Consider the following 11,268-nt stretch of genomic DNA (forward strand, 5'->3'; position numbering starts at 1 on the left):
ATCGGCTCGGGATCCTCTCCGGTCGTTACTCCGTCCGTCATGTGGCAGACGAGGGGAGCCGGACAGTCCTGCATGCGCGGCAGCTCGGCCTGCAATATTTTCTCTGCCTGCTGAAAAGCTTTGGCCGAATCCGAAAACCGCTTCGGGGTCAAGTCCGGCAGGGAACCGACCGCAGCAATTTCGTCGATCCCTTTGATCCCGTTCAGCAGATCGTACACGTCGTCACTGTAAGCTAGGATGGCAATCCGGTACCGGGGCGTCAGCCGGTTCCCTTTCGTGGATCGGTACACCATTTGGCGGATCGCAAGCGACAGTGCTTCGTACACCACGTCGATGCGCCGTTTGCCGTCCATGAGCATATTCATGGATGCGCTGATGTCGATCAGATAGATGATCAGCGCAGGAGTCCGCTGGGAAGCCTGGATCGTATAGTTCATCAGTAAACAACTCCCCTTTGATTAATTCCTTAGTCTTTTCTATGTCTAAACGTCAGGCAGCGAGTAAGCGCCGTTGGACAGGAATTTGTAGATGGCCGATGCCCGCGTTCCCACCTTGCCGACGGACTTGAAATACGCCGCATCCTGCTCATACAGGCGGGCGAAATCCTTGGCATAGGAGCGCGCCCGTTCAATGTTGCCGCCCCGCTGGGCGTTAAAGGCCTGATTGTAGTAAGCGATCAGCTGGACAACCTGGCCGGAGCGCTTCTGCTTCAGCTGGTGCGCCCTCGCCTCGGCTGCTTTACGGGCCGCTTCCGCTTCCGCCCTCGCCTTCGCTTCCTTCTGCTGTTGATAAGCAAGATAAGCTTCATACTGCGCCTGCTTCTGGTACATTTCCTGCAGTTTTTTTCGCTCGGCAGCCTTTTTCTTTGCTTTTTCCTTCTGCTGCTGCAAATAGGCGTCATATTTTGCTTGGACCGCGTATTGATCCTGCAGTTTCTTGCGCTCTTCGGCTTTGCGCGCCTCCTCAAGCTTATTCTGCTCGGCCTCGGCCTGCAGGCGCTGTGCTTCCGCCTGTTTACGAGCTTCTTCCTGTTTCCGGGCTTCTTCCTCTTTCCGCGCGGCATCCTGCTTCTGCAGCTCGGCCTGCCGGTCCGCTTCCTCCTGCTTTTGATCCGTTTGCGCTGTATCCGGGACCGCAGGAGCTTTCTCTCCGCCTGGCTTCGTGCCGGCTCCCGCCTCCATGTGCTTCCCTGGCGAATGGTCGGCAACGATTTGGTTGACGGCAAACGCCGTCCCGGCGAGAAGCAGGATGACAACCACCGCCGAAGTCAGCCATTTACGCGACAGGTAAAAAGGGACCTTGGCCTGTTTCCGATCGGGACCTGGCGGATTCAGCTCGGATTCCAGTCCGCGAATCGCAGCTTCCAGCTCGATCTCCATCGGCGAGCCTTCGCTGACAAAATGGTGGGCGGACTTGTACACCTCCAGAGCACCGCTCAGATTTCCACTCGATTCGAGCTCTCTGGCCTGGTGAAACAGCCTGTTGACGACATCCTGATCACCGGACGCAGCTTCTTCCCCCTTCGTCAGGGCAGCCGCCCGCTCAGCGGCCGCTGCCACGAAACTTCTGGCAGTGGGCACCGCCGGCGGCCGCAAAACTGGGGAGGAAGCGGAAACCAACGGCTCCGGAGACTCCGCCGGCTGAACCGCATCCTGTTTCTCCGTAACGCTTTCATCCGCGTTTTCGCTGTTCTCCGTCATCGTCGACAGCAGCACCAGCCACTCGCCGAACGTCGGGCAGCTGCTCAAATCCTGGCTTTCCCAGGCCCGCGCAAACAGCTCCGCCGTCTTCGCTCCCCAGTTCCGTTCCAGGGAATTTTTCAGAATAAAGTACCGCTCGCACGGATTTTGCAATTCAGGCTGATCAAAATAACTTTCCCCCCAGGCCTTCTCCACGACTTGGGGATCGCACCAACCCAGCATTTCCGCAATGATGACCGCACCGGCGAACCGGTCGGCATAACCGCTCCACAACCCGCTTTGCACCGTCCGGTGCGCGGCATACCCCGGTGAACCCGCCAGCAGCACATCAGGCCTGTCCAGCTTCGGGCTGTACATCTGCTCAATGTCCACCAGTTCGACCACGCTTCGCGGTTCCGGCAATTCCACTTCAGAAAAAAACGGAAGCATGACATTGGGTGCCGACAAATCACAGTGCGCCAAACCGCGCTGCTCCATCCCCGATCCGATGGCCGCCAGCCCTTTGGCCAGCGCGAGGCTCTCCCCGCGAAGCAGCCGGCGCTGGTCGGTCATAATATCGAACCAGGTATGCCCGTATATCCAGGGCATGAGCACCGCATACAGCAGGTCCGGATGCTCGGCAATCAGGCTTTCGTTTCTTTCGGGAGTGAGCACGTCTCGTCTGCAGACCTGCAAACCCGGACTTTCACTGTACATTTCCATCATTTCGGACTGGTACACCATCGCAGGAATACGATACTTCGGAAAGAACACTTTTAATGCTTTGGCTTCATGAAGCTGCCCGCTGGCAGGAATCAGCTGGTAGACGATTCCCTGCCTTCCTGCCTGCGCATAAGCTAACCCGGGAGCGGCAGGATGCTGGCCAACGCGGTACAGCACCCCGTTAATAACCATCTCATCTCCCGCATTCGGTTGAAAAGACATGGACACCCCCCTTTCACTTAAACTTTATGGACTGCAAGAAAACCGGGAGTAAATACACCCGGTTGATGATTCCTACGATCTTATTCTACTGTAAACGAACCGTAACTTGAATGGCTAAAATTATCTCGTTTCATCGATAGAGCGGAATTTCTGGGCAATGGCCCCAAGCTCATGGCTGATGCTGTTCAGAATCTGGACAAATGACTGCATCTGTCTGCCGGCTTCTTGAAACTCCTGGAAAAACCGCTGCTTCGTCAGGCCTTCCCATTGCCCCTCCATCCCCTGGATCGCTTGGGACAAGCTCGCTACGAGCTGCTGGCTCTGCTCTCCGCTCTGCTTAAATTGATTGGCGACCGCCTCCACCTGTTCCGGTGAAATCAAAATACGTCCTGACATGATGGTCCCTCCCCTTTTATCGGTTTCCTATGCTTTCCTCGGGTATCTTAAACTCTGGCTGCACATCACAAATGCCATTTGGCTTAGCTTGTCGCGGATACCTCCGACAGTATTTTTTGAAACTGTTCCTCTTCGCTGTTAAAAAAGCCTTTGAATTCAATACTGTCGATATCTTCATGATTAAACAAAAATGTGTAATTCGGATCAATATATCCTTCCGGGTATACGACCCCCAAATAATCATACATCTGATTGTTTTCCTGATGAATCTGCTTACGTCCATAAATCATCAGCTTCTTCTGTGCTCCTCTCAGAAGAACCACAGATCCGAGCGGAAGCAAAGCTTGTGAAGGAGTCCCATTATCCATCGCTTGTCCGTCCTCTCATTTAAATATGTATTCTTCATGGGTAAGAAGCCGGTAATCACGATCCGGTGATAGAATCAGATGCAGATAGAAATAACTGGGTACTTCACGTCTACTGCTAGGTTCCGTTTCAGGCAAAACGCATGCCGAGCGACTTCAGCTTGTCCTTCACCTGGTCCGCCAGTATGCTCGCCCCATGGGTAACCGCCTTGACGGAGTCGGACACCAAGTCCATCCCGCCTGAGGCATGCGTTCTCAGCGTTTTACCGGCGACTTCGATGTCGGTTACAGCCGAAATGACGAGACTCGAGGCCAGACCGACAAATGCCCCTACAGCGGTTCCCGCTGCCGGAACGACGGATCCGACCGCAGCCCCGATGGCCGTACTTCCAGCTATCGCACCCAGACCTATACCGTTATTGATCATGAGATGGCCGGGAGCCCTGTCCTCTTCCCCGCTCTCCTGCTGCAGCTCACGCTTTGTTCCGGTTCCCGGAGGGCCTTCATTTCCCGAATGGCCACCCGGTCCTTGTCCCAGGGTTCGGATTTTGTCCGCTGCCTTGGGGTCAATGAACCTCCAGGCTGTAGGATTGTTAGCGGCCCGCTCCAGCAAAAACTTGGCACTTCCGGCATGCTCGTTTTTGTTTATACCCAAGCGTGCTTCTTTAGCAGCAGGAAGTACAGCTCCAGCCATCAAAGTCACTAACCCAGCCGCCGCTCCGGCGGCAGCCGTCCCGTGGCTGTTCCAACCCGAGTAACTGCCCCCCGCTTCGGCATGGACGGCCTGAACAGCGGATAACGGATTGGAGACCGTCCCGTCTGTCAGCCCATATCCAGGCAGAATCGGTTCTCTCCCGGAGACGGCCGCCGACTGGAACATGAGTGCTGGGCTTGAGTACATCAAGGTATCGTTCAGAATGGAATGATGTTGCTCGTCTGCGGTTTGAAATTCGGATGCCTTGGATTCGATCCATTTGCCGATATCCTTCAGCATGGCATAGATCTGTTCCCCCTGCCGGTGTGCGGACTGCCATTCGTCCATTACGGATTGCGGGAAAGCCGCTTCTCCCCTAAAGTTCCCAAGCGCCTGATTCAAGGCGAGCGTCATTTCCCGAATTTGTTCACTGCCTCTATCTAACTGACGGCTTAAAGACCGGAGTGACTCCGGTTCAACAGAAATACGCACGGACTCTCACCTTCCATTTAATTCTGCAGGCTGCTTCAGCCATTGAAGCAGCATTTCCTCAAATTGCTCCCTGCTCGCCGGAATGGCCGTCAGCCAGTCCTGATCCCCTTTGATGCTCATACGTACGAGCCAGTTCATCGTGTCATTGACCATAAACGCCGCATTTTGCGACTCCCAGCCGCTGCCGGTCCAAGTCGACAATTGCAGCTCACCTTCACCCGTGCGGTATTTCATACATTTGGCAAGCGCGATAGAACCTTCCACATCGTTTGTTGCCTTTACCAGCTGGTCGCCGAGCTCTTCGAACGGAATTTCCGAGGTATGGCTGAAGAGATGGGCAAACTTCTTTTTAGAGAGAAGCAAAGCCGGCGCCTCCATCGGCGCGAAGTTTTTCAAGTCCATTTCCTCCACCAGCGTGCGGCAGGCCTCCTCGACGGTCCCGAGCTCATCCAGTTTGTACTGGCAGTCCTCTGCGGATTTGCATACTTGAACGACACGTTCGTTGGTCACATGAAGATAGCCTTCGAACGTTTCGTCGTTTTGAACATATTTAAGCCAGCAGGACCGCTGCGCCAAGCCGGCAATCGCCACTCTGGAAAAGATTTTGGGCGGCATAGACAATTCTATGCCGTTCTCTTCCTCAATGAGGTAACCCTTTTCCAGCAAAGAGGCTTTCACAATATCCCATTCTTCCGAGATCTCTTCGGCCAGATATCCTTGAAATGGGTCTTCCACGCCGAGAAGCCGGTCCGAACCGAGAATCCCGGCAAGAAAAAGAATTCTTATTATCAAGTGTAATGGTGTCCTGTCTGGAAGCATGAATCGTCAACATTATGAGCCACCTCCCCTCAAACGACAACATGCCATCGGTCGCGAATTTCGGCAACCCAGCGATGGCTGTTCCAATAGTCATCAAACGGAATTGCGGCCTTAACCCTGAAATATTTCCGTTTAATATAGTACCCTTGTCCCGGCGGAAGGATTTTCAAGCTCCCCTGGGTATGACTCGCTTCCGAAAACGGAATACGAAAGAACGATAAATCGTTAGGGTCTAAAGTCCCGAACAAAAATCCGCTTTGGCAGGATTTAATATCGTTAAACCAGTCTGCGCCGAACGTCGGTAAATCAGCGGGCACGCCTGAAACGATCACATGCACATTTCGGTCGCGGCCCTGGCGGACGATCGCCGTCAGCTGCTCTTTCACTGTAAAATCCTGGAGCTGTTTCGCCAACAGGTCCGCATCATCGATCACAAGCACGGCAGCCGGCGCTTCCTGGCCTGGACTCCGGGCTTGGACCTGTTCATACAGCCGCTGAATCAGCGGTCCAAGCTCTTCCTCGCGGCTGGCGCTAGCCTGAATATGCGGAAGTTCCGCCAATTGGCTAAGCCCGCGGTTCCCATAACGGGTATCGATGGTATACATCTGTAGCATTTCCGGCGGATAGCGGTGTGCGAGGGACAGCATCCAGCTCAGCAGAAAGGAGGTTTTCCCCCCTTCCATTGGGCTTGCTACGATAAAATGCGGACCTTCCTGCAGGTCGACCCCGAAAGGGTCTAGGTCATCGGTTGCCAGCCCGAGCGGCACCTTGAGGCTGCCGCCGTTCAATATATCCCGGTCGTAACCGGCTGCCGGCGGGAGCAGCTCCCTGAGCGTGACACGGTCAGGCAGTTTCCCGATCTTTGGAGCCTGCTGCTCGGGGTACAGGGAGCGGGTCAGCTGGATCCGGTTTCGGAGCGCTTCCGTACGCTGCACCTCATCTTTTCCAACGGCCGGCAAAGCCGCCTGAAACTCCAGCGGCGGCTGGTACCCCTTCACCAAACCTCTTCCCGGCGGCAGACTGCCCGGTATACGTCCCGGTCTGCCGACAGCATAATAATAATCGGCGGAGTCGGCCAACTCGAAGGTCAAAGCGTTCGTCAGACTGCTCCGCACTTTCTCGAATATATCAGAAATCCGGTTGGCCGTAACGACAAATGTCATGCCTAGAGCTGCTCCTTCACGGAGGAGAAACTCCAGCGTCTCGTTTTCCTCAGGGTAGATGTTGCGGAAGTTCAAATAGCCGTCAATAACGATGACCAGTTGAGGCAGCAAACCAGGATGGAACGGTCTGTAAGCGGCTGCCGTCTTTACACCTGCTTCGGCGAACAATTCTTTCCTGTGGGCTGCCGTCTTCATCAGAAACCGGAAGAGCCTCTTGATCCGGTCCTCCTCTTCGGCCGTCATCACCGCCCCGATGTGGGGAAGCCCCGCAAAATCGCGCATGACCCGGCCCATGTCCACAACGTAACCGTTCCAATCCGCCGGCGAGTACAATCTTGCCAGCGACATCAGAAGGGACTGGACAAAGGTCGATTTGCCGAGGCCCGGCATCCCGTACACAGCCCAATGTCCTTGCTGCATCGGGATGGTCAGAAGCCTCTGGCTTTGGTTCGGCAGATCGTCCATCAGGCCGGCTATGCCGGCGATGTCATCAATTTTGTCCGCATCCGTCTCTTGCATGACGGCATCCAGCTCCAAATGCTCCGGAAGCGGCGGAAGCCACGGGCCTTGCAGGCGGATAATCCCCTCTTCTTCCGCAGTCCGGGCGAGCTGATCTATAAATACCTGCAGCTGTCGCTTCGGCTGTTGCGTCAGCATTTCGGCCGCGGTCATGCCCCCGGACAACAGGCATTCCCGCTTGCCATTAAGCCCGACTTCGCTTACTGCCCGTTTCTCAAGGGAGGCCTCAGGGTCCAAATAAGGCGCCCCGCTCCATGCAAACTGCATTTCCTCGAACACTTCGTCACTGCCAACCTGAAGGTAGCCCCTGCCCGGTTTGGTGATCCAGGCGGCATTGGGAATTTTCAGCATATCCCGGCTGTCACTTTCATCCTGAACGCGGAGGCAGATGCGGAACCTCGCATTGCTCCATATTTTCTCATCAACAACTCCTGCCGGCTTCTGGGTGGCCAGAATCAGGTGAACGCCCAGCGTGCGGCCGATCGCCGCTATGCTGATCAATTCATCCATAAACTCGGGCTGGTCCCGCTTCAGCTCGGCAAATTCATCTATAATAATGACCAGATGCGGAAGGGGTTGTCCCTGCCGCTGTCTAAGCAGCTTATAATATTCATCGATATGCTGCAGATTGCCCGATTCGTTAAGTATTTTCTGGCGTCTGACCAGCTCAGCCTTCAGCGAGACCTTGGCTCTTTCGATCAGGCTGCTGTTCAAATTCGTGATCGTTCCGACAACATGCGGAAGATGATTAAACGTGTTGGACATGCCGCCGCCCTTATAATCGATCAGCATGAAAGCCAGGTCATGCGGGTGGTATTCCGCAGCCAGGGAAGCGACGATCGATTGAATCACTTCGCTTTTGCCGGATCCCGTCGTGCCTGCGATCAGGCCGTGAGGGCCGTGACCGTTCCGTTCGATCTTATCGTGAATGTTGAGCATGACTTTTTTGCCCCCGGCCCGGACGCCAATCGGAACGGGAAAGCTCTCCGGATAACGGTTGTGCCTCCACCTGCTGCGTACATCCCACGCCCGGATATGTCTTCCAGGCCAAGCATGTCGAACAAGGACAGCAGGGATGGAATTTCCGAAGCCGACGAACGCTTAAGCCGGATCGGGGCCATATAACGGGCGAGCGCGTCCGCCTTTTCCAGCGTAATCGTATCAGATTCAAAGCTTTGCAATTCAAAAGAACCGTCTTCCCGTTTCAGCGAATACTGGCCGCTCCCCTGGGACATATCAACGATCAGCTGGCACTGCATCGGCAGCTTCTCCTTGCGGTCCGATATAATGATCGTGCAGGCATCGACGTCGGCAGCGTCCTCCAGCAGCAGCGGCAGGAGCGGTTCTTCTTCGATCAGCCCGCTCCCCGCCAGAACGACGACATAGGCCGGCAGCTGGGCTACGATCTTCCGGCCGGAAAAAGCACGGGACGTCTTGCGCCTTACCAGCCGCTGAAACAATTCATCCGCCAGCTGGTGGGCGCTGCTGCGGCGGTCCGCCATATAACGCGATGATCTGTCCTCATCCCAGACATGGGGCAGCCATCTCATCCAATCCCAATCGAAGGCATCCTTCTCCTCATAAAACGCCGCCAGCTTCACCTCATCCGGCGAATGCCGCACGGCCAGCTGGACGGCGACCACCCGAAGCGCGTTCATGACGGACTCGCGATCGCCGACGATCCCGACGACTTTAGCCTGAAACAGCGGCAATACGATAGAGGATCCTGGCACAGTCTGAAACTCTTCTTCGAGCGACTGCGCCGCTTCGAGGAGCGGATCCTTGACGTAGCCTTCGGGCTTCGGCGCCCTTACCTTTGTATGAAACGGCAGGCTGCCGGTACCAATCCGCGTATGCAGAAAATCGTCGTCTTCCGGTGAACGTTCCCACAAGGAGCTGTTCCGGTTTTTTACGATATGAAAGCAGACATCGGGGTCTCCATGGATATCGTACAGCACGTCCACTTGTTCCTTCTGCCCTGCGGAAAGCTCCTTCCTGAGCTTGTCCAGCTCCGCATAATACATGCTGATGCGTTCGTTCAGCTGTTCTTTATATTTCCTTTTGTTTCCCAGATAAGCGATGAAAGGGATCGTATATGATGTAAGCATCATAACAACAGAAACCATTTGAAACATGACGTACGTGTTGTTCGCTATATTCCCTGTAAGGTTCATGTAGATAAACAAACCGATGCTGAAGATGGTCATCACTGCCGGGAGGATGATCGAAACCAAAGAAAATGATGGTTTACTCGGCTCGCCCGGCGGCCTCAGGATGTCCAGCCGCTGTTCCTTGATCGTCGGTTTGATTCTGGGCGAACGTTGATATAACACATTCATAATGCGTCAACCCCTCTTTTGGCATCCAAAATCCTTCAGGTTACCCATGCAATAAGTACTAGTGTTCAGGAATCCAAAAAAAACATTTTTAACTTTCCATTACCCGATTCCATTCATATTGAAACAAATTTCTTCTGCCGAAGCTCGGCGCCTCTTCCGTCGTGGTCGAAAAGGCCCGCTGGATTCGGACCATACAGCCTTCCCTAAGTCCTGCTTCAGCTACGTCCTGGGCATCCTTTACCGGGAACCAGAGCCCCTCGGGAAATTTGCCTTCTAATATATATTGCGAGCCTTCAGGCGGAGCCTCCCCATAGATTCGAACACCCAGCATGTCCTTTAGGTGGGCCGCCGGGCAGTCATCCGGCACTTCGACATCAAACCAGTCTCTTTCCTGGCCGCTGATCATCACGGTTAGAATCAAAGGTGTCCACTCCTTCTTGCCATAGTAGAAATAGCTTATTTATTGTAATTGAAGTAACTTTCAGCAGACCCAAGCGAAAATATGAAAACTTTGTAACCTTATGATAATGTAACATCCGTGCATAATCCTGTCAATTTGTGACATTTTAACTAGTTTAATTCTCGGCCTTCTAGAGTTTTATAGTTCTTATGTACTATTTTTAGATGGATTTATCTGTATGTAAATGATTTTATATCCAATTTTAAGGAGATACTGGTCCTATTTTATCACTCCGAAAATAATACCTGATACCCAGTTTCACAGGCAGATTCAAGGAAAGCAAGTTCCCTCTTAAAAGATTTATAGCCTTGGCGTATTTTTAGAGCCGCAGCATTTGAAAACACAAAAAAAATCGGAAGCCTCTAATTATATTCACTTCCGAAAAATTGTGTGCAATTTAACTATTTATAAGTTTTCTTTAAGGTTTTTTAATATTTGGCAGGTAGAATACAGGTATGGAATAACACGAATGAGGTGATTTCTATGAGAATACTAATTAACTTCCAAAACAAAGTAGTACCCGTATATTTTACAACCGACTGCAAACAACCTGCTTCGAAAATATTGAAGCTGCTGAGCGGCACCTTGGAAAATAAAATTCAAAACGGAAAAAGAGCACTTCAGAAATGCTTGAATTCGCTGATCAGCATTGAAATCGAAGGTTCCGAAGCCATCCTTCACAGCAAGAGCGAAAACGACACCCTAGCACTGTCCCTCTATTAAGAGGGATGGTGTTTTTTTGTTTAATGAAGGCAGCGTTCCCAACTACTGATGGGATTCCACAAAAGCCACTGCATCGTAGACCATGGCGGCAGCCTCGGCACGGGATATCGGATCCTTTGGATGGATGTTCCCTTCCGGGTCTAACGCCGTAACCTTATATACCAAAGCACGCTCAATCGTTCCCTGGTACGATGGGGTAATGTTCGCCTCGTCGCTGATTTGAATATATATTTTCGGTAAAGGATATGCCCCGGTGCGCTCGATGCCCTGAACCAGATAGTGAATAAACTCTTCACGGGTCAGCGTCCGGCCGGGTTCGATGCTAGCCGGGATATCCAGTTCATTATAATGGGCAACGATAAAAGGCTGAGCGTACCAGGCGTCATTGGCGACGCGGGTGAACACGTCTTTTGCCTCCGGCTTCTTAATAAATGCGATGCCATCCAGATTCAGCTTCAGCGACTTGACGATCATCGTCACGCCTTGCGAAGCGGTCAGCGCAGCTTGCGGCCGGAATTCGTCGCCAGTCATCCCCTGTACCAATCCACGGGCATGAAGGCTCTCAATTTTTTCTTTCTCCTGGACTCCGGTTAAATCCTTAAAGGAATCGTCCGCGTAGATTTGCGACGGTGAAGCGGCCAGGCCGATCAGCGCCGCGATCACAACGGCTCCCT

Annotated in this window: 9 protein-coding genes and 1 pseudogene; 1 reads left to right on the top strand and 9 read right to left on the bottom strand. The window is 53.3% G+C overall.

What is annotated here, in order from left to right; translation table 11 throughout:
* The 8 genes and pseudogenes from CPT76_RS15855 to CPT76_RS15890 form a co-directional block, all read right to left on the bottom strand.
* The coding region (locus tag CPT76_RS15855; RefSeq protein WP_146116330.1) for a vWA domain-containing protein at positions 1-437 on the bottom strand (437 nt) is incomplete at its 3' end.
* Positions 438-482: 45 nt separating this feature from the next.
* On the bottom strand, positions 483-2,624 hold the full coding sequence (locus tag CPT76_RS15860) for a hypothetical protein (RefSeq protein WP_105443568.1): 2,142 nt from the start codon (positions 2,622-2,624) through the stop codon (positions 483-485).
* A 120-nt stretch (positions 2,625-2,744) separates the two neighbouring features.
* Positions 2,745-3,020 carry a WXG100 family type VII secretion target gene (locus tag CPT76_RS15865; protein WP_076167864.1) on the bottom strand — a complete coding sequence of 92 codons (276 nt, stop codon included), beginning with the start codon at positions 3,018-3,020 and terminating at the stop codon, positions 2,745-2,747.
* An 83-nt stretch (positions 3,021-3,103) separates the two neighbouring features.
* Positions 3,104-3,388, bottom strand: coding sequence for a DUF4176 domain-containing protein (locus CPT76_RS15870; RefSeq protein ID WP_105443569.1), 285 nt, complete (start codon positions 3,386-3,388; stop codon positions 3,104-3,106).
* A 127-nt stretch (positions 3,389-3,515) separates the two neighbouring features.
* Positions 3,516-4,571, bottom strand: coding sequence for a WXG100 family type VII secretion target (locus CPT76_RS15875; protein WP_146116254.1), 1,056 nt, complete (start codon positions 4,569-4,571; stop codon positions 3,516-3,518).
* A gap of 6 nt (positions 4,572-4,577) precedes the next feature.
* Positions 4,578-5,363, bottom strand: coding sequence for a hypothetical protein (locus CPT76_RS15880; protein ID WP_258168535.1), 786 nt, complete (start codon positions 5,361-5,363; stop codon positions 4,578-4,580).
* 56 nt (positions 5,364-5,419) lie between these two features.
* Positions 5,420-9,411, bottom strand: a pseudogene (gene essC, locus CPT76_RS15885) (type VII secretion protein EssC).
* Positions 9,412-9,499: 88 nt separating this feature from the next.
* Positions 9,500-9,832 (bottom strand): hypothetical protein, encoded by a 333-nt coding sequence (locus CPT76_RS15890; protein WP_076167874.1) that lies wholly within the window; start codon positions 9,830-9,832, stop codon positions 9,500-9,502.
* Positions 9,833-10,354: 522 nt separating this feature from the next.
* Between CPT76_RS15890 and CPT76_RS15895 the strand changes: the two genes are divergently transcribed.
* On the top strand, positions 10,355-10,594 hold the full coding sequence (locus CPT76_RS15895) for a hypothetical protein (protein ID WP_105443571.1): 240 nt from the start codon (positions 10,355-10,357) through the stop codon (positions 10,592-10,594).
* 42 nt (positions 10,595-10,636) lie between these two features.
* Here CPT76_RS15895 and CPT76_RS15900 read toward each other — a convergent pair.
* Positions 10,637-11,268 (bottom strand): S-layer homology domain-containing protein (locus CPT76_RS15900; RefSeq protein ID WP_105443572.1); only part of this gene is annotated, 632 nt, incomplete at its 5' end.

The sequence above is a fragment of the Paenibacillus sp. AR247 genome (assembly GCF_002968895.1).
GTDB lineage: Bacteria > Bacillota > Bacilli > Paenibacillales > Paenibacillaceae > Paenibacillus_AQ > Paenibacillus_AQ favisporus.

Coding starts and splice junctions, on each gene's coding strand:
- CPT76_RS15860 (WP_105443568.1), bottom strand. CDS start 2,624: ATGTCTTTTCAACCGAATGCGGGAGATGAGATGGTTATTAACGGGGTG.
- CPT76_RS15865 (WP_076167864.1), bottom strand. CDS start 3,020: ATGTCAGGACGTATTTTGATTTCACCGGAACAGGTGGAGGCGGTCGCC.
- CPT76_RS15870 (WP_105443569.1), bottom strand. CDS start 3,388: ATGGATAATGGGACTCCTTCACAAGCTTTGCTTCCGCTCGGATCTGTG.
- CPT76_RS15895 (WP_105443571.1), top strand. CDS start 10,355: ATGAGAATACTAATTAACTTCCAAAACAAAGTAGTACCCGTATATTTT.